Origin of the sequence: Isoptericola dokdonensis DS-3 (genome assembly GCF_001636295.1) — a bacterium.
Classification (GTDB): domain Bacteria; phylum Actinomycetota; class Actinomycetes; order Actinomycetales; family Cellulomonadaceae; genus Isoptericola; species Isoptericola dokdonensis.
The window spans coordinates 567,195-585,764 of record NZ_CP014209.1; the positions used below are offsets into that span (position 1 = coordinate 567,195).

General features: G+C 73.3%; 18 protein-coding genes. 6 read left to right on the top strand and 12 right to left on the bottom strand.

What is annotated here, in order from left to right:
* Positions 1–32: 32 nt before the first annotated feature.
* Both I598_RS02725 and I598_RS02730 read left to right on the top strand, forming a co-directional pair.
* Entirely contained in the window at positions 33–2,351 is a 2,319-nt protein-coding gene (locus I598_RS02725; RefSeq protein ID WP_068204808.1) for a RelA/SpoT family protein, read from the top strand.
* Positions 2,352–2,395: 44 nt separating this feature from the next.
* Positions 2,396–3,544, top strand: a complete 1,149-nt coding sequence (locus I598_RS02730; RefSeq protein WP_068201058.1) for an ATP-dependent DNA ligase — start codon at positions 2,396–2,398, stop codon at positions 3,542–3,544.
* A gap of 13 nt (positions 3,545–3,557) precedes the next feature.
* Here the strand turns inward: I598_RS02730 and ligD are convergent, their stop codons facing one another.
* The 4 genes from ligD to I598_RS02750 all read right to left on the bottom strand — a co-directional run bounded on the left by ligD (position 3,558) and on the right by I598_RS02750 (position 7,945).
* Positions 3,558–4,634: a non-homologous end-joining DNA ligase gene (gene ligD, locus I598_RS02735; RefSeq protein WP_068201060.1), complete on the bottom strand. Its 1,077-nt coding sequence runs from the start codon at positions 4,632–4,634 to the stop codon at positions 3,558–3,560.
* A gap of 9 nt (positions 4,635–4,643) precedes the next feature.
* Positions 4,644–5,324, bottom strand: a complete 681-nt coding sequence (locus I598_RS02740; protein WP_068201062.1) for a hypothetical protein — start codon at positions 5,322–5,324, stop codon at positions 4,644–4,646.
* Between the two features lie 105 nt (positions 5,325–5,429).
* The gene (locus tag I598_RS02745; protein WP_068201063.1) at positions 5,430–7,151 is read right to left on the bottom strand and encodes a DUF349 domain-containing protein; all 1,722 of its coding nucleotides are present in this window, start codon (positions 7,149–7,151) and stop codon (positions 5,430–5,432) included.
* Positions 7,148–7,945 carry a peptidylprolyl isomerase gene (locus I598_RS02750; protein ID WP_068201065.1) on the bottom strand — a complete coding sequence of 266 codons (798 nt, stop codon included), beginning with the start codon at positions 7,943–7,945 and terminating at the stop codon, positions 7,148–7,150. Before I598_RS02750 ends, I598_RS02745 begins: the two co-directional genes overlap by 4 nt.
* 146 nt (positions 7,946–8,091) lie before the next feature.
* Here I598_RS02750 and I598_RS02755 point away from each other — a divergent pair, with 146 nt between their 5' ends.
* Entirely contained in the window at positions 8,092–8,829 is a 738-nt protein-coding gene (locus I598_RS02755) for an MBL fold metallo-hydrolase (RefSeq protein ID WP_068201066.1), read from the top strand.
* Positions 8,830–8,878: 49 nt separating this feature from the next.
* Positions 8,879–10,276 carry a histidine--tRNA ligase gene (gene hisS / locus I598_RS02760; RefSeq protein ID WP_068201068.1) on the top strand — a complete coding sequence of 466 codons (1,398 nt, stop codon included), beginning with the start codon at positions 8,879–8,881 and terminating at the stop codon, positions 10,274–10,276.
* Between the two features lie 31 nt (positions 10,277–10,307).
* Here hisS and I598_RS02765 read toward each other — a convergent pair whose 3' ends face one another.
* Complete coding sequence (locus I598_RS02765) at positions 10,308–10,691, bottom strand: VOC family protein (RefSeq protein WP_068201071.1); 384 nt, start codon at positions 10,689–10,691, stop codon at positions 10,308–10,310.
* Between the two features lie 212 nt (positions 10,692–10,903).
* Between I598_RS02765 and I598_RS02770 the strand changes: the two genes are divergently transcribed.
* Both I598_RS02770 and I598_RS02775 read left to right on the top strand, forming a co-directional pair.
* Positions 10,904–11,506, top strand: a complete 603-nt coding sequence (locus tag I598_RS02770) for a hypothetical protein (RefSeq protein WP_068201073.1) — start codon at positions 10,904–10,906, stop codon at positions 11,504–11,506.
* On the top strand, positions 11,503–13,257 hold the full coding sequence (locus I598_RS02775) for an Rv2578c family radical SAM protein (RefSeq protein ID WP_068201075.1): 1,755 nt from the start codon (positions 11,503–11,505) through the stop codon (positions 13,255–13,257). The genes I598_RS02770 and I598_RS02775 overlap by 4 nt, the downstream gene beginning before the upstream one ends.
* A gap of 18 nt (positions 13,258–13,275) precedes the next feature.
* Here the strand turns inward: I598_RS02775 and I598_RS02780 are convergent, their stop codons facing one another.
* The 7 genes from I598_RS02780 to I598_RS02810 all read right to left on the bottom strand — a co-directional run bounded on the left by I598_RS02780 (position 13,276) and on the right by I598_RS02810 (position 18,559).
* A complete protein-coding gene (locus I598_RS02780) occupies positions 13,276–13,635 on the bottom strand; it encodes a DoxX family protein (protein WP_068201077.1) in 360 nt (119 codons plus the stop codon).
* A 64-nt stretch (positions 13,636–13,699) separates the two neighbouring features.
* Positions 13,700–14,011 carry a DUF1330 domain-containing protein gene (locus tag I598_RS02785; RefSeq protein ID WP_068201079.1) on the bottom strand — a complete coding sequence of 104 codons (312 nt, stop codon included), beginning with the start codon at positions 14,009–14,011 and terminating at the stop codon, positions 13,700–13,702.
* 64 nt (positions 14,012–14,075) lie between these two features.
* On the bottom strand, positions 14,076–14,546 hold the full coding sequence (locus tag I598_RS02790; RefSeq protein WP_068201081.1) for a PPOX class F420-dependent oxidoreductase: 471 nt from the start codon (positions 14,544–14,546) through the stop codon (positions 14,076–14,078).
* A 5-nt stretch (positions 14,547–14,551) separates the two neighbouring features.
* A complete protein-coding gene (locus I598_RS02795) occupies positions 14,552–15,649 on the bottom strand; it encodes a hypothetical protein (RefSeq protein WP_157557145.1) in 1,098 nt (365 codons plus the stop codon).
* A 167-nt stretch (positions 15,650–15,816) separates the two neighbouring features.
* On the bottom strand, positions 15,817–16,512 hold the full coding sequence (locus tag I598_RS02800; RefSeq protein ID WP_157557146.1) for a hypothetical protein: 696 nt from the start codon (positions 16,510–16,512) through the stop codon (positions 15,817–15,819).
* The gene (locus I598_RS02805; protein WP_068201087.1) at positions 16,509–18,233 is read right to left on the bottom strand and encodes a polymorphic toxin-type HINT domain-containing protein; all 1,725 of its coding nucleotides are present in this window, start codon (positions 18,231–18,233) and stop codon (positions 16,509–16,511) included. Before I598_RS02805 ends, I598_RS02800 begins: the two co-directional genes overlap by 4 nt.
* Positions 18,230–18,559 carry a hypothetical protein gene (locus tag I598_RS02810; protein WP_083972794.1) on the bottom strand — a complete coding sequence of 110 codons (330 nt, stop codon included), beginning with the start codon at positions 18,557–18,559 and terminating at the stop codon, positions 18,230–18,232. The genes I598_RS02805 and I598_RS02810 overlap by 4 nt, the downstream gene beginning before the upstream one ends.
* Positions 18,560–18,570 lie beyond the last annotated feature (11 nt).

Below are 18,570 nucleotides of genomic sequence, written 5' to 3' on the forward strand. Positions count from 1 at the left end.
CGAAGGAGGTGCTCGTGAGCGACGACACGCAGGTGAGGAGCTCGTCCGACGGTTCCCGCACCTCAGGGGGCGGTGCAGGGCGGGGCGTGCGCAACCGCCTGGTGCGCCTCGGTGTGCGCGGCGCACCGCTGAACACGCCCGCGCTGGAGCCGCTCCTGCAGGCCGTCCGCACCAACCACCCCAAGAGCGACCTCGGGATGCTGGAGCGCGCCTACGCGACCGCCGAGAAGGCGCACCGCGGTCAGCAGCGCAAGTCCGGGGACCCGTACATCACGCATCCCGTCGCGGTGGCGACGATCCTCGCCGAGCTCGGTTTCGACGGCGCGACGCTGGCGGCCGCCCTGCTGCACGACACCGTCGAGGACACCTCGTACTCGCTGGACGACCTCACCCGCGACTTCGGGTCCGAGATCGCCATGCTGGTCGACGGCGTGACGAAGCTCGACAAGGTGAAGTACGGCGACGCCGCGCAGGCCGAGACGGTGCGCAAGATGGTCGTGGCGATGGCCAAGGACATCCGCGTCCTGGTCATCAAGCTCGCCGACCGCCTGCACAACGCCCGCACGTGGAAGTACGTGTCCGGGTCGTCGGCGTCCCGCAAGGCGCGCGAGACGCTCGAGATCTACGCCCCGCTGGCGCACCGGCTCGGCATGAACACCATCAAGTGGGAGCTGGAGGACCTGTCCTTCCAGACCCTCTACCCGAAGGTCTACGACGAGATCGTGCACCTCGTCGCCGAGCGGGCGCCCGCCCGCGAGGAGTACCTCGGCGTGGTGCGGGAGCAGATCGCCGCCGACCTGCGCGGCGCGAAGATCAAGGCCACCGTGACGGGCCGGCCCAAGCACTACTACTCGATCTACCAGAAGATGATCGTGCGCGGGCACGACTTCGCGGAGATCTACGACCTCGTCGGCACGCGCGTCCTGGTGGACACCGTGCGCGACTGCTATGCGGCGCTCGGTGCGCTGCACGCGCGATGGAACCCGGTGCCGGGCCGGTTCAAGGACTACATCGCGATGCCGAAGTTCAACATGTACCAGTCGCTGCACACGACGGTCGTGGGTCCGGGCGGCAAGCCGGTCGAGATCCAGATCCGCACGCACGACATGCACCGGCGGGCCGAGTACGGCGTCGCCGCGCACTGGAAGTACAAGGAGACGGCGCGCGCCGGGGGCAAGACGGGCGGGGACCCGCGCGCCAACGACATGACCTGGCTGCGCCAGCTCGTCGACTGGCAGCGCGAGACCGCGGACCCGGGTGAGTTCCTGGACTCGCTGCGCTACGAGATCGGCGCGGCGGAGGTCTACGTCTTCACGCCCAAGGGCGAGGTCATGGCGCTGCCGGCCGGTGCGACGCCGGTGGACTTCGCGTACTCGGTGCACACCGAGGTGGGCCACCGCACCATGGGTGCCCGGGTGAACGGCAGACTGGTCCCGCTGGACTCGTCGCTGCAGAACGGCGACGTCGTCGAGGTGCTGACCTCCAAGGCGGACTCGGCGGGCCCGTCGCAGGACTGGTTGGCGTTCGTCAAGTCCGGCCGGGCGCGCAACAAGATCCGTCAGTGGTTCACCAAGGAGCGGCGCGACGAGGCGATCGACCGGGGCAAGGAGGCGATCACCCGGGCGATGCGCAAGCAGAACCTGCCGATCCAGCGTCTCCTCAGCCACGAGGCCCTCCTCGGGGTGGCCAACGACCTGCGCTACGACGACGTCACGGCCCTGTACGCGGCGGTGGGCGAGAACAACACCTCCGCCCAGCACGTCGTCGAGACGCTGGTGAAGTCGCTCGGCGGCGCGGACGGCACGGCCGAGGACACGGCGGAGGTGGCGCTGCCGGGCAGCACGACCCGTCGCAGCCGCACGACGGGCGACCCGGGCATCGTCGTCAAGGGCGTCGACGACATCTGGGTGAAGCTGGCCAAGTGCTGCACGCCGGTGCCGGGCGACGACATCGTCGGGTTCGTGACCCGGGGTGCCGGGGTGAGCGTGCACCGTGCCGACTGCGCGAACGTCGTGCCGCTGCGCTCCCAGCCGGAACGCATCGTCGAGGTGACCTGGAGCGCGGGCTCGAACACGATGTTCCTCGTGCAGATCCAGGTGGAGGCGCTCGACCGGTCGCGGCTGCTGTCCGACGTGACCAGGGTGCTGTCCGACCATCACGTCAACATCCTGTCGGCCACGGTGTCGACCTCGACGGATCGCATCGCCCTGTCCCGGTTCGTCTTCGAGATGGCGGAGCCCGCGCACCTGCAGCAGGTGCTGGCCGCCGTGCGCAAGATCGACGGGGTGTTCGACGTGTACCGGCTCACCGGCACGAAGGCCTCCGAGGTCGCCCAGCACGTCGAGGCCTGAGCCCGACCGCGCGGACGTCGGGGGCAGGCCGTAGGTTCGCAGGCATGGACCTGCCGATCGCCCCGCCGCTGCGTCCGATGCTGGCCCGATCCGTGCCGGACGTCCCGGACCAGCCCGACGACGGCCCGGGCTGGGTGTACGAGCCGAAGTGGGACGGGTTCCGCGCGGTCGTGTTCCGCGAGGGGGACGAGGTCCGCCTCGACTCGCGCAACGCCCGGCCGATGCAGCGCTACTTCCCCGAGGTGGTCGACGCCGTCCGCGGCGCCCTGCCGGCACGGTGCGTGGTCGACGGCGAGATCGTCGTGGCCCGGCCGGGCGACGCCGCCGACGAACCCGCCCGGCTCGACTTCGACACCTTGAGCCAACGCATCCACCCGGCGGAGACGCGGGTGCGTCGCCTGGCCGCCGAGGTCCCCGCGAGCCTCGTGGTGTTCGACGTGCTCGCCCTCGACGACGACGACCTCACGGCGCGTCCGCTCGCCGAACGGCTCGCCGTGCTGGACTCGCTCGGCCTCACCGGCCCGCAGGTGCACGCGACGCCGCGCACGCAGGACGCCGCGGTGGCGCGCCGGTGGTTCGAGGCGTTCGAGGGGGCCGGGCTCGACGGTGTGGTCGCCAAGCGCCTCGACGGTCCGTACGAGCCGAACAAGCGGAGCATGCTGAAGATCAAGCACGCCCGCACCGCCGACGTCGTGCTGGCCGGGTACCGGCTGCACAAGACCTCGACCCCGGAGCGGCCGCTCGTCGGCTCCCTGCTGCTGGGGCTCCACCGGGACGGGGACCTGCAGTTCGTGGGGGTGGCCTCGGCGTTCTCGGCGGCGCGCCGGGCGGAGCTGTACGACGAGCTGGCCGACCTCGTCGTCGAGCCCGGGTCGGCCGCTGCGTCCGAGCACCCGTGGGCGGGCTGGCAGGACCCCGCCGGGGCCGGGGCCGCCGCCGGGGCGGGGGAGCGACGCCCGGGCGCGCAGTCCCGGTGGAGCGCGGGCAAGGACCTGTCGTTCACCCCGCTGCGTGTCGAGCAGGTGCTGGAGGTCGGCTACGACCACATGGAGGGTGCCCGGTTCCGGCACACCGCCCAGCTCAAGCGCCGGCGACCGGACCGCGACCCCGCGTCGTGCACCTACGACCAGCTCGAGGAGCCGGTCGGGTACGACCTCGGTGAGCTGCTGCCGGGCGCACCGGGCACGACCTGACCGGGTCGCGTGCTCAGTCCGCCGTGCTGCGGTCCTTGGCCCGGCTGGGCTGCACGCGCCTCGGCTCGCCCGGCATCTTGGGGTACTCCGGCGGATAGGGCAGGTCTCCGAGCCCGTGCTCCTCCTCGTCCCGGCGGGCGAGCTCGAGCGCGGCGTCGAGCGAGCAGTCGTGCGCGGGGTCGCGGTCGGCCCGCAGCGCGGCGAACAGGTCGCCGCGGGCGGCGAAGCGTTCCGGCACGGTGGCCAGGGTGAAGTCGTCGGGGTGGACGTGCGCGACCTCGTCCCACTCCAGCGGCGTCGAGACGGTGGCCCGGCGGTTGGGACGCAGCGAGTACGCGGACGCGATGGTGCGGTCGCGGGCCATCTGGTTGTAGTCGACGAAGATCCGCTCCCCACGCTCCTCCTTCCACCACCGGGTCGTGACCTGGTCCGGCATGCGGCGCTCGAGCTCGCGGCCGACGGCGATGGTCGCGCGGCGGGCCTGGACGAACGTCCACCGGGGGGCGAGCGGCACGAACACGTGCAGCCCTCGACCGCCGGACGTCTTGGGGTACCCCGTCAGGCCGAGCTCCTCGAGCAGCCCCCGCAGCGCGAGCGCGGCGGTGACGGCGTCGTCGAAGTCGGTGCCGGGCTGCGGGTCCAGGTCGATGCGGAGCTGGTCGACGGCCTCCACGTCGTCGCGCCGCACCGGCCACGGGTGGAACGTCAGGGTGCCCATCTGCGCGGCCCAGGCGACGACGGCGAGCTCGGACGGGGCGACCTCGTCGGCGGTGCGGCCGGAGGGGAACGCGATCCGGGCCGTGGTCACGTAGTCCGGGGCGCCCTTCGGTACCCGCTTCTGGTAGAAGGCGTCGCCGTGGGAGTCCGTGCGGGTGGCCATGACCGCGCCCTCGAAGACCCCCTTGGGCCACCGTTCCAGGGTGGTGGGGCGGTCGAGCAGGGCCCCGAGGATGCCGTCGCCGACGGCCAGGAAGTACTTCACGACGTCGAGCTTGGTGAACCCCAGGTCGGGGAAGACGACACGGTCCGGGCTGGACACCCGGACGGAGCGGTCGCCGGCCTCGACCTCGACCGCGGTGCTGGACGCCATGGCCACACGCTACGCCGACGTGGCGCGGGACGCTCCGGCACGGTCGTCCCCGAGGGACGCGGGCGGGCGGGCCCGGGCCGCGTCGAGCGTCGCGACGGCCGCCCGGCGCACGGCGACCCCGACGCGAGGGCGCAGCAGGACGGCCCGGCGGACCGTGACGAGGTCGACGCCGGCCCGTGCCAGGGCGACGAGCAGGTCGTGGGCGTCGTCGTCGTGCAGCGCCAGCTCGGCGGCGGTGCGGGCCGGTGTGGTGACGGGCACGCCGCCGAGCAGGCGCACGTCGGGGGCGAGCAGCGGCGCCTGCCAGAGGCGGGCCCCGGGCGGCCTGGCCGGGCGCCGCCCGCCGGGGCGGCACGCGAGGTCGAGGGTGTCGGGCGCGCCCACGCCGGTGTGGACCCACGCCGCCGTCCGGCCGGTGACGACCGCGCCGGTCGGGACGGCGCCGAGCAGGGTCCGTGCCCGCAGGGCGGGATCGACCCGTGTGGTGGCAGAGCAGGCGACGTCGCCCCGCAGCACCGTCAGGACGCCGTCGCGGACGAGCGCCTGCCAGGCGGCGCGACCTCCGACGTCGCCGGGTCGTCGCAGCACGGGCGACGCATCCTCACGGAGCAGCAGCTCGGCCAGCCCTCGGGCCGGGGCGGGGTCGCCCCACGGTGCGGGTGGGGCGACGGGCGGGCGGACTGTCGTCACGGGGCTACCTCCGGTGCGGGGACCGGTGCGACGGTAGCCGCCGCGGCCCGGGCATGTGCCGGGCCACGGCGGCGGGTGTGGACGGACGGCGCCGTCCACACGTCGTCAGCCGCGCGAGTCCTCGGCGGCCTTGACGACCTGCTCGAGCCAGGCGCGGCGGGCCGCGACGGCGGACTCGAGCTCGGCGACCTTGCGCTGGTCACCGGAGGTGCGCGCACGCTCCAGGTCGGCCTCGAGGCCCGCGATGGCGTCCTCGAGCTGGGCGGCGGCACCCTCGGCGCGGGCCCGCGTCTCCGGGTTCGTGCGCTTCCAACGGGCGTCGTCGGCGTCGCGGACGGCGCTCTCGACGGCACGCAGGCGGGCCTCGACGCGCTGCACGTCGCCGCGCGGCACCTTGCCCGCCGCCTCCCAGCGGTCCTGCAGGTCGCGCAGGCGCTCCTTGGCCGCCGCGAGGTCCTGCACGGGCAGCAGGGCCTCCGCCTCGACGAGCAGGGCCTCCTTCACCACGAGGTTCTCGCCGTACTCCGCGTCGATCGCGGCGTTCGCCTCGTCCCGGGCGCCGAAGAACGCGTCCTGCGCGGCCCGGAAGCGGGCCCACAGCGCGTCGTCGTCCTTGCGGTTCGCCCGCCCGGCCGCCTTCCACTGCGCCATGAGGTCGCGGTACTGGCCGGCGGTCGCGCCCCAGTCGGTCGAGCTCTGGATGGCCTCGGCCTCCGCCACGATCCGCTCCTTGACGGCCTTGGCCGACGAGTTGCGCTGCTCGAGGTCCGCGAAGTAGTGCCGGCGCTCCCGGTCGAACGCGGTGCGCGCGTGGCTGAACCGCTTCCAGAGCGACTCCTCGGTGGGGCGGTCGATGCGCGGCCCGTTGCGCTGCGCCTCCTTCCACCGGTCGAGGAGGGTGCGCAGCTGCTCGCCGGCGGGACGCCACTGCATCTTCGCCGGGTCGGTCGCGGCGATCTGCTCGGCGGCCTCCACGATCTCGGTGCGTGCCTGCACCGCGACCTCCTTGGCCGCCGCCCGCTCCGCCTCCAGGGCGGCACGGCGCTCGGCCGCGCGCTCCCGCAGACCCTCGACGCGGGTGCGCAGACCGTCGAGGTCGCCCACGGCGGCGGGCTCGGCCGTCTCGTCGGCGAGCTTGGCGAGGGTCTGGTCGATCTCGCGCACGGACAGGTCGGCGCTGTCGAGCCGCGCCTCGAACAGCGCGACCTTCGCCACCAGGTCGAGGTAGCGACGCGTGTACAGCGCCATCGCCTCCTCGGCGGGGACGTCCGGGTACTGCCCGACGACGCGCTCGCCCGCGGCCTCGCGGACGTGCACCGTGCCGTCGTCCTCCACCCGACCGAACGCCGCGGCGGCCGCGGACTCCTCGGCGTCGTGGACGACGGGGGCCGGGGCGGGCGGCGTCGCGACGGCCTGCGGGGCGTCCGCCGGCTTCGGGCGCCGGATCGCGGAGGGCTTCGGCGCTCCCGGGCGGGGCCGGGGCTTCACCGGCGCCTCCGCCGGGGTGGGGGCGGCCGGCTCGGCAGGTGCCGCGGGGGACGATGCCTCCGTGGTCGGGGCGTCGCCCGGCTGCTCCGTGGCGGTCGTGGGCTCCGTGGCGGGCGCGGGCTCACCGGCCTCCGCGGCGGGCGCGGGCTCCGTGTCGGGTGCGGGCTCGGCGTCGGGCTCGACGGCCTCGGCCTCGGTCTGCGTGACGTCCGCGGTGGGGTCGGTCAGGGGCTCGACCGCAGGGGCCGGCTCCTCGACAGGGGTCGGAGCCGCGACCGATGTCTGCTCCGCGGCGACGTCGTCCTCGGGGCCGGTCGCGCCGGGGGTGCTCTCGCTCACTGGGTCTCCACTCCTTCGATGATGACGGGGCTGACCGGGGATCCGTCACCGGAACCGTCGGTCGTGCCCGCGTCAGCGACTGCCTGGATCGTGTCCAGGCCGGACGTCACGGTGCCGAACACCGTGTACCCGCCGGCTGCGTCGGACGGGATGGTCGAGTCCTCGTACACGAGGAAGAACTGGGAACCCATGGACTCGGCGTTGCCGCCCTGGCGGGCCATCGCGAGGGTCCCCGCGGGGTAGACGTCGTCCGACGGGGCGTTCTCGACGGGACCGAACGAGTAGCCGGGGTCGCCCGTGCCGGTCGCCGTCGGGTCGCCGCACTGCAGGACGTAGATGCCCTGCGTGGTGAGCCGGTGGCACTGGGTGCCGTCGAAGTAGCCCTGCTGCGCGAGGGACACGAAGCTGGCGACGGCCTGCGGCGCGGCGGCGCCGTCGAGCTCCAGCCCGATGGTCTCGGTGGCCCCGTCCACGCACAGCTCGACGTCGGTGGTCCAGGTGCGGTCCTCCGCCACGGACGGGTCGGGGGCCGCGTCGCCGCCGGACCGTGCCTGCGTCGCGCCCTCGGGGCATCCCCCCGCCGCGCTCGTGGCAGCCGACGTCGCACCGGCCTGCGGCTCGTCGTCCGAGGTCAGGCCGATGACGACGGCACCGCCGGCGACCAGGGCGAAGATCGCGAGGATCGCGACGACCGCGGCGACGCGACGGTTGCGTTCCTGCTTCGCGCGTCGCCGCTCGTCCCACTTGTCCTGCCGCTTGCGGGCGTACTCGCGCTCACGCTTGCTGGGCGCCACCGTCGGTCGTCCTCCCCGGATACGTCACGCGCACGTTCGTGCGCTTGCGACAGTCTAGGGCTCGGATCACAGGTCAACCGCCCGAACGGCGCCACGACGCGGACGCCGTCCCCGATCGCGGGGCCGCAGCCGCTACCGTGACCGACATGGACGTTCGTGTCGTGGTCGCCCCGGTGTTCGGCACCAACTGCTGCGTCGTCGTCGCCGACGAGGTCCGTGCCGACGGCCGCCGCGACTGCGTGGTGGTCGACCCCGGCGCGGGGACGGCGGGCCAGGTCGACCGGATGGTGAGCGACCACGGCCTCACGCCGCGCGCCGTGCTCGCCACCCACGGGCACGTCGACCACACGTGGGACGCCGCCGAGCTGTGCGACCGCTACGACGTCCCGCTGCGCCTGCACGTCGGCGACGCCTACCGGGTGTCCGACCCGTTCGGCACGATCGGCCTCGGCGCCGCGCACCAGGGCGCCGCGGCCAGCGTGAGCGAGGCGCTGGTCGAGGCGCTCGCCGCGTACGGCGCCACGCCCCGCGACTTCCGCGTGCCCGTCCGTGTCGAACCCTTCGAGGACGACGTCACCGACGTCGTCGCCGGGGACGTGCGGCTGCGGGCCGTCCACGCCCCGGGGCACACCGAGGGCTCGTCCCTGTACGTGCTCGACGGCGACGCCGCCGGTGACGTCACCGGCGTCGTCCTCACCGGCGACGTCCTCTTCGCCGGCGGCGTCGGACGCACCGACCTGCCCGGCGCCGACGTCGAGGCCATGCTCACCACCCTGCGCGATGTCGTGCCTGCCCTCCCGAGCGGGCACGTCGTCATCCCGGGCCACGGCCCCACCAGCACCGTCGCCCGCGAGCTCGCGACCAACCCGTTCCTGCCACGCTGAGGCGCGGACGCGTCCGCGGGCGCCGCCGACATCTGCGAAGATCTCACCCATGGCTCGCGTGACCCCACTCTCCGGATTCCCCGAATGGCTGCCCGACGGGCGCGTCGTCGAGCAGCACGTCCTCGACGTGCTGCGCCGCACCTTCGAGCTCCACGGGTTCGCGGGCATCGAGACCCGCGCCGTCGAGCCGCTGGACCAGCTCCTGCGCAAGGGCGAGACCTCCAAGGAGGTCTACGTGCTGCGCCGCCTCCAGGAGGAGCCGGCCGCCGGGGGCGACCCCGCCGCCGACCGGGGCGAGAAGCAGCTCGGCCTGCACTTCGACCTCACCGTGCCCTTCGCGCGCTACGTGCTGGAGAACGCCGGCCGCCTCGCCTTCCCGTTCAAGCGCTACCAGATCCAGAAGGTGTGGCGCGGCGAGCGCCCCCAGGACGGCCGGTTCCGCGAGTTCGCCCAGGCCGACATCGACGTCGTCGGCGCGGGCGAGCTGCCGTACCACTTCGAGGTCGAGCTGCCGCTCGTCATGGCCGAGGCGCTCGGTGCGCTGCGGGAGATCGGCGTCCCCGAGGTCCGCATCCTCGTCAACAACCGCAAGGTCGCCGAGGGCTTCTACCGCGGTCTCGGTCTCGACGACGTCGAGGGGGTGCTGCGCCAGGTCGACAAGCTCGACAAGATCGGCGCCGACGCCGTGGCCGCGCTCCTCGTGGCCGAGCAGGGCGCCACGCCCGAGCAGGCGCGCGCCTGCCTCGAGCTCGCGGCGATCTCCGGCTCCGACACCGGCGTCATCGACCGCGTGCGGGCGCTCGCGGCCTCGTACGACGCCGGCACCGAGCTGCTGGAGACGGGCCTGGGAGAGCTCGGCGCGCTGGTCGAGGCGGCGGCCCGCCGCGCGCCGGGTGTCGTCGTCGCGGACCTCAAGATCGCCCGCGGCCTGGACTACTACACGGGGTCGGTCTACGAGACCGTCCTGGTGGGTCACGAGCAGCTCGGCTCCATCTGCTCCGGCGGCCGCTACGACACCCTCGCCTCGGACGGGAAGAACACCTACCCGGGCGTGGGGCTGTCCATCGGCGTCTCCCGCCTCGTCTCGCGGCTGCTGTCCGCCGGACTGGTCACGGCGACGCGCGCCGTGCCGACGGCAGTCCTCGTGGCGGTCCTCGACGAGGAGTCGCGCGACCGCTCCGACGCCGTGGCCGCCGCCCTGCGTGCGCGGGGCGTCCCCGCCGACGTCGCGCCGACGGCCGCGAAGTTCGGCAAGCAGATCCGCTACGCCGACCGCCGCGGCATCCCGTTCGTCTGGTTCCTCGGCACGCCGGCCGAGGACGGGACGGCAGGACCCGACCAGGTCAAGGACATCCGTTCCGGCGAGCAGGTCGACGCCGACGCCGCCACGTGGTTGCCGTCCGCTGACGACCTGTGGCCGCGCGTCGTGCCCGCCGTCGCACCCTGAGCACGGCCTGACGGAGGGTTCGCGGGGACCGTCACGCCTCGATCAGGGCGACGGTGTTGCCCGCCGGGTCCTGGAACCAGCCGATGGTGGGTCCCTGGGCGGGGTCGTCGCTGTGCACGACCCCGTCGGCGTCGTGCGGGGTGCCGGGGTAGCGCACCAGCGCGACGCCTCGCCCCGCGAGCTCGCGTGCCGCGTCCCCGGCGTCGGCGACGACGAGGTTGAGCACCGTGTGGGTGGCGGGGGAGTGGGCCGTGCCCTTCGGGTAGACGAACACGGGCGAGCCGCCCGTGACGTCGAGCTCCAGCCCCATGGACGTGCGACGCGCCTCCAGGCCGAGCGTGTCCCGGTAGAACGCCTCCGCCGCGTCGAGGTCGTCGACGCTGAAGCTGCTGAACGCCTGCTGCACGGTCACCACGATGGTCTCCTTCGTCCTGACCGGCGCTGGTGGCCGGTCCTTCGCAGGATGGACCGCTCGCGCGTCCGGGACTCAGCGGTGCTCTGCCGCCCCGCTTCCGGGCCGCAGGATCGGGGAACCCCCCGTCCCGCACCGGTGGCCACCCTGAAGATGCCCCTGATCTTCACGGTGACCTGCACCGACGGCGTCGTCGAACCGCTACGGTCAGGGCCATGAGCGTCTACGTCGTCCTGTCCCGCAGCAGCACCGTCCTGTCCCGGACGATCCGGATCGCGACGGGCGACGAGTACACCCACGCGGCGCTCGCCCTCGACGCGGACCTGGACCTCATGTTCAGCTTCGGCCGCCGACGGGCGCGCAACCCGTTCGCGGGCTGCTTCAAGCGGGAACGGCTCGACGACGAGGTGTACCGGTCCATGGACGCCCTGCCGGGCCTGGTCCTGGAGGTGCCCGCCACCCCCGCACAGCGTGAGGCCGTCGGGATCGAGGTCGGCCGGTTCCTGCTCGACGGCCACACGTACTCCTACAACACGCCCGGCCTCCTGCGCGGGCTGGTCGGTCGCGGCACCGAGGACGGCAACCGGTACTTCTGCTCCGAGTTCGTCTACCACGTCCTGCGGCACGCCGGCCTGTGCGACCTCGGCGTCCCGCGGTGGGAGGTCCGCCCGCAGACCCTGCGGGACGTCCCCGGCACCGTGCTGTTCGAGGGAGATCTCAAGCAGTACGCGACGTCGCGGACCGGCGGAGGAGCGGCGTCCGGGTCGGCAACCGCCGCGTTGACAGTCGATAGAACAGGTGTTCGAATAGCGGCATGAGATGGGACGGGCAGACGCTCAGCGCCGACGACGGCGCCCTGCCCGGCCTCGAGCGCGCGGGCCTCGCCCGCCTCGGGCTCGTCCGCAGCGTCACCACCCCGGACTTCGCCGGGGTCACGTTCCACGAGGTGCACGCCAAGAGTGCGTTGTCCAAGGTGCCCGAGGCGTCGCGCATGCCGTTCCGCTGGACGGTCAACCCCTACCGCGGATGCAGCCATGCCTGCGCCTACTGCGTCTCGGCCGGCACCCTGGTGCTGATGGCCGACGGGCGCCAGAAGCCCATCGGCGAGCTCGTCGTCGGTGACGAGATCGTCGGCACACGAGTCGTCGGCCGATACCGCCGCTACGTCGCGACGACCGTCGAAGCAACGTGGCGTACACGGAAGCCGGCGCACCGGGTGAGGCTGCAGGACGGTACGGAGATCGTCGCCAGCGACGACCATCGGTTCCTCGTCGCAGGGCGTGGCTGGAAGCACGTCCGACCCGCGCCCCGGGGTTCTTCCCAGCGCGCCTATCTGACCATGAACGACTCGCTGATGGGATTCGGGTCGAGCGGGCTCCCTGAGATTGCCTTCGACACCGACGGGCCCGACTACCGACGTGGGTACCTCGCCGAGCCGCCGAGGGGGAACGGCGTCGCCACTGTCAGGGTCACCGGGGGACTCCCCGTGCGACAGCGGTTCTTCCGGCTCGCACGACCGGCCATCACCCGAAAGCTCGCGGTCGTCGGGACCGCGGTGAAGTCAGCGACGAACCTGGGCATCGAATCGATCGAAGACCTACGGCGGACCGAGGAGATGGTGGACATCACCACCGGCACCGGCGACTTCGTCGCGAACGGGGTGATCGCCCACAACTGTTTCGCGCGCCCGACGCACCAGTACCTCGACCTGGACGCCGGGGCCGACTTCGACAACCAGGTCGTGGTCAAGACGAACGTCGACCAGGTGCTGCGCGCGGAGCTCGCCCGCCCGTCCTGGCGGCGGGATCCGGTGGCGCTCGGCACCAACACCGACCCCTACCAGCGGGCCGAGGGACGGTACCGGCTCATGCCGGGCATCATCGAGGCGCTCGCGGATTCGGGCACACCGTTCTCGATCCTCACCAAGGGGACGCTGCTGCGCCGGGACCTGCCGCTGCTGGTGGAGGCGGCCCGACGGGTCGAGATCGGCCTCGGGGTGTCGCTGGCCTTCGCCGACGAGGAGCTCCAGCAGGCGGTCGAACCGGGCACGCCGACGCCGCGGGCGCGCCTGGCGCTGGTGCGCGCCGTCCGGGAGGCGGGGCTGCCGTGCGGCGTCATGGTCGCCCCCGTGCTGCCGTGGCTCACGGACTCGCGCGACCACCTCCGCCGCCTCCTCGACGAGATCGCCGACGCCGGGGCGACAGGTGTCACCGTGGTACCGCTCAACCTCAAGCCAGGGACCCGGGAGTGGTACCTGCGGTGGCTCGCCCGCGACCACCCGCACCTGGTCGACGGGTACGGGCGGGTCTTCGCACGGGGCGCGTACCCGCTGACCGGGTACCGGGACTGGCTCTGGGAGCGGGTGCAGCCGCTGCTCGAGGAGCGCGGATTCGGCGGCTCGGGGCACCGCGTCCGGTCCGGTGCGACGGGGCGCTACGCCGACGACCTGCGTCCCCACGACGACGGCGACTACCCGGCCGGGTCGATCGTCGAGCCGGCCGGGGGAGTGGTGGCCGGTGCTCCCCGTCGGAGCACCCGGCCCGACGAAGCCGGGCAGGTCCTCTTCTGAGCGGCCTGTGCTGTCCGGTCAGCGCAGGAACGAGAACCACAGGACGAGCACGCACAGCACGAGCATGCCCGTGGCGTTGACGAAGAAGTTCCGCCCGAAGTCCCGTGCCCGCACGTGGAAGCTCAGCGCGACGACGAAGTAGAGCAACAGCGCGGCGGACGTCACCCCGCCGAGGTAGGGGACCCACAGTCCCGCGACCAGTCCGGCGGCCGCGGCGGCCTTGACCCACTTCGCCACCCACCACCAGCGCTCCGGGAAGCCGACGTCCCGGAAGCACTCCGCGACGAACCGGACCGGGCCGATGCAGAGCACGGCGTCACCAGCGGTGATCACGGCCAGCACGACCACCGGCCACCAGGGCTCGGGCAGCGGGCTCATACCTCGGAGGCTACCGAGGAACACCGCACCGGTGCGGGGCTGTGACCAGCCTCACGGGCATGCCTCAGTCGACGGGCCGCACCCGCAGGATCTCCGTGCGGGCGACCGCCCGTTCGCGGACGTCGAGACGTCCCGCCCGGGCGGGGTCGGCGATGTACGCGGCCAGTGCGTCCTCGTCGGGCATCTCGATGATCTGCACCTCGGTGGGCTGCACGCCGCCGTGGGCCGCGTCGTCGGTGTGCGCCACGTTGGTGACACGCTGCAGGACGCGCCCGCCGTGCGCCGGCACCAGCGTCAGCACGTCCGACTCGTACGCGCCGAGCGTCTCGCCCTCGCCCTCGGCCGCCCAGAGCAGCACGCACAGGGTGATCGCCATCGTCCACCTCCATCGCCGGGACGGCGCCGTGCCGGCCCTTCGGCTGATCTTCGCCCGTCGGCGGTCAGGAGTCGGCGAGCCGCGCCGGGAAGCCGCCGGTCGCGACCGGACCCCACCGCTCGATCGTCAGGCGGACCAGCGACTTGCCCTGGTCGACCATGGCCTGGCGGTACTCGTCCCAGTCGGGGTGCTCCTGCCCGGCCGCCACCCGGTAGTACTCCACCAGAGGCTCGACCGAGTCGGGGACGTCGAGGACCTCGGCGGTGCCGTCGACCTGTACCCAGGCGTCGTTGAAGTCCTCGCCGAGCGCCAGCAGGGACGCCGCCGGACGGCGGCGCAGGTTCACGGCCTTCGCCCGGTCCGGGTAGGTGGAGACGACGACGCGGCCCGCGCCGTCGACGCCGTACGTCACCGGGCTGAGCTGCGGGGAGCCGTCACCGCGCGTGGTGACGAGGATGCCGTGGCGCCGGGAGCGCAGGAACTCCAGGAGGGCGTCGTGGTCGACCCGGGTGTTCGTCGCGATACGTCGTGCCATGAGTCTCACGGTACGTCGTCAGCGACGCTCTCGGCCTCCGGATCCGGTGCGCTCATCAGCCACTCGGTGGCGAACAGGACACGGTCGGTGAGTCCGAGGATCGCGTCGCGGATCTCGGTGTGCGGGGTGGAGAACGCGAGCCGGGCGACGGCCTGCCCGCCCGGCGCGGCGGCCCAGTAGTCCACGAGGAGCATCGGGAGGTCCGCGCCGCCGGCCTCGGCGCCGCCGGCCTCGGCGCCGCCGCGCCCGGTGCGGACGTGGCGCAGGAACGGGCCGGACAGCGTCAGCGTGCGGGTCAGGGCGTCGTCGGGGCCGAGGCGTGGGCGCAGCCGGTCGTCGATGCGGTCCAGGTGGGTCCGGTCGCCGGTCTGCGGGCCCAGGTCGTGCCAGTAGAGGGTGAGGTGGAGCGCGAGGGCGGCGTCCTTGCCGGGCAGCGTCAGGTAGGCCATGACCTGCCCGCCTGCCGCGGCGGCCTGCTCGGCGACCACGGTGAGGCGTTCACGCAGGTCCCGGCGCAGGCCCGCGCCACGGTCGCCGAGGGAGGCGCCCTGCCGGGTGACCAGGGCGCGGATCTGCTGGTCGCGCACCACCGGGTCGGTGAGCTCGACCAGGGTCCAGTGGTCGGGCAGGTTCAGCTCGATGCCGATGCCGCGCGACCCGCCGGGGGAGTCGACGCTCGCCATCGCGTGCAGGCCCTCGATGCTGATGCCGGCCCCGGAGTCGTCGCGGAGCCGGGTCGGGTCGGTCGAGTCGTCGGCGACCTCGAGCGCGGCGAGCACGTCGGCGACGTCGAGCTCCATCGGGTCGGGTCCCGCCGGGTCGACCACCACGCGCGCCAGGACCGCGCCGTGCCGACGCAGGAACGGCGCCAGCGAGTCCCGCCGGCGCAGGCTGTACGCGCGACCGGGGTCGTCACCGAGATGCGCCTCGAGGGCCTGCGGTGAGGTGAACAGGTGCAGCTCGTACGGCTTCGCGGACCCGGGTGCGGCGTCGAACACCCGCACCTGCGGGGTGCCGTCCTCGCGTTCCAGGTGCGGCACGACCACGGTTCCACCGCTGCGCAGGTGCTGCACGACGGCCGTCCGGGACTCTGGAGACGTCATCGGCCGGCCTCACCAGGAAGCGGGCAACCGGACACCGTGCAGCCAGCACGATGCGTGGTCGAGAGGAGTTCGTTCACCGGTCCTGCCCTCGAATGGGATCGGATGAGTCAGATCTTCTCGCCGGTGCCGCAGTCTCGGCGAGGTCTTGGCACGCGGCCCTTCGCGCTCTAGAGCGCTGGGCCGCTCGCCTGGTCGACGATCGTCTGCCAGTCGACGTCGCCGGAGACCGGCGCCGTGACCGGCAGCAGCGCGGCGAGCCGGGCCAGCAGTGCGCGATCCCCGACCACGAGGCAGCCTGCGGACGGGTGCACCCTCAAGGGCACGACGGCGGCGGTCCCGGCGCGCGTCGCAAGTCCGAGGTAGGACGCGACGGCAGCTCTTTGCGCAGGGGCGATGTCGACGTCGCCAGGTGCCTCGACGGCGAGGAGCGCTCTGTTGACGAGTGCGGTCGACGCCGCGTACCAGGCGCGGACAGATGCCTCGGGAGGCAGGAGGGCCAGCGCGGAACCCTTCCCGGCCGAGCTACGCACACCGCCGTAGAAGTCGACGAGGCCCTCCGCCGTCGGATCGAGCGCCACCCACTCCGAGCGGACCGCCAGCCCGCGGGGCGTGGTGCCGGTCGCCTGGGCGACCTGCTCGCGCGCGAGCTCGGGGAACCGCTCGGCGAACCCTCGGACGGAGTTCGTGTCGCCGCGTCCGAACCAGGTGCCCAGCCCGTACCAGGAGAAGCCTGCCCAGGACCTCGCGAGAACGTTCAGCAGGAGCGTCTCGTCCTCGGTCGGGAGCAGGAGCGCCGGACTGTCCTGGAGCTCGACGTCGAGACCGGAGGACTCCCAGACCGCGGAGCCAGGAACGATGGTCACCACACTCGCTCGCTTCCGTAGAAGAGGTGTTCGCCCGCAGGGCCGTGGTAGTGAGGCAGGGCGTAGGTGTTGTTGTCGGCGAAGTAGTGGCCGTTGGCATGGTGGTGCACCGTGACCAGGCTCCCGTCGTCCGCGATGGCGTCGAGCTCCTCCCACGGCTCGCTGCGAGGACCATTGAGATTCGGGTTCCGACCGTACATGGTGCGAGTCTCCACCAGGGCATGGTCGGTGACGCCGTGGGCGTCGAGCGCAGCTGCGCGGGCCTCTGGCTGGGTGTCGAAGTAGCGGTCAGCCTTCTTCGAGACGAGCTCGGTCGCTTCCGCCCGGCTCGTGCCGGCAGCACCTCCCAGCCCGTGGCCGCCGGCGTTGTGGACGAGGACGGGGTGGTGGCCGGCGAGGACGTAGTAGGTGTGGTGGTTCTCGACGTGGATGTTGTGGACGGCTGTCGGGTGGTCGGTGTGCTCGACGTCGATGCGGTCGAGGGTGACCGTTCCTTGCGGGGTGGTGAGGATGTCGCCGGGTTGCAGGTCGCGGGCGAGGATCCAGCCCATGTTCGCGACCATGAAGGGGTGTTCGTCGGTGGTGGTGACCGGGTGGCCGTCGATGGTGAGGTGGTAGAGCGTCGAGGTGGTGCGGGCGAAGGTCTGGGTGACGAGGTGCAGGGCGTCGTGGCCGGTGGTCTGGTCGTGGGCCCAGACCTTGTCGCCCGCGCGGAGGGTCTCGATGGGGCGGTCGCCGTGGGGGGTGCGGATGAGGGTGCCGGCGGTGAAGCAGGTGCCGAACCCGACCTTGCACCAGGCCTGCTTCGCGCCCTGGGAGACGCCTTGCTTGAGGGCGGCCTTGGACAGGCCGGTGGCGGCCTTGGCGGCTCCGCCGAGCCCGATGACGGACAGCGCGGCCCCGGCGATGGCGATGCCGGCCTCGGTCCAGGAGCGTTCCCCGGTGGCGGCCAGGGTGATGTTCGCGACCATGGACACGATCGCGGCGACGGCGGCCACGACGAGCAGCACCCCGGCAAGGGCGGTGCCGACGATGGGGATGAACGCGACCACGATCGCCAGGACCCCGGCGATGGTGGAGACCATGTCGGCGACGTCGGCGATGGCGGCCACGACCTTGGCGCCCCAGTCGTCCCACCAGCCGTCGTTGAGGTCGTCGGTGCCGGTGATGTCCTCGATGCGGTCGGCGGCGGTACGGGCGGCGCGGTCCCGGTCGCTCACGGCGGTCTCGATGCAGGTGCGGGCTCCGGCGACCTGCCCGGCGGCGGCGGCGGCGTCGGCGGCGGCGGCGCGGGCCTGGCGGGTGTGGTCGGCGCGTTCGACGGGGTCGGTGGCGGCGCCGGCGAGGTCTTGCCAGTGGTCGGCCGTGCGGTGCGACGCGGCGGCGACGTCGGCGGCCTGGCGGGCCTGTTCCAGAGCGGTCAGGGTCTCGGCCTGCACGCGTTCGAGGTCGCGGGCGTAGTCGACCAGCGCGTCCCCGGCGGCTTGGTAGCGGGCGTGGGCGCGGCGGATCTGGGCGATCGTGTCGTCCTTGGTCTCCATCAGGGCGTCCAACGCGTGGGAGACGGTCCCGGCGACGTCGAGGCGACCCAGGGCGGTCGCGGCGTCGTCGATCGCCCCGGCGACGTCCTGGTAGTCGCGCCCCCCGGCCAGGACGAGGACGGGGTCGCCGGGGGTGGGGTCGACGTCCAGCCCGACGGGGGACCAGTCGGCGGGCCTCACACCGCACCGCCCGGACCGGCCGCCGCAGCCGGTGCCGTGGAGCCGTCGCCCTGGATGCCACGGGCGAGATCGGCGTCGACGTCGGTGAACGCCTGGGCGACCTGGGTCGAGGAGTCCGCCAGGAGGCGCAGGTTCTGGGTCATCTTCGTCCGGGTGTCGTCCCAGGAGGAGGTGAAGTCCCGCACCACCCCGGCCAGGCCCTCGTGCCCGACGGCGTCGGCGATCCGGTCGGAGCGCACACCGGCGTTCTCGAACTCGTCCGCGACGACGCCCAGACGTTCGCCCAGGGTCCGGACCGCGTCGAGGTCCATCTTGAGGTCCACCACGACCTACCACC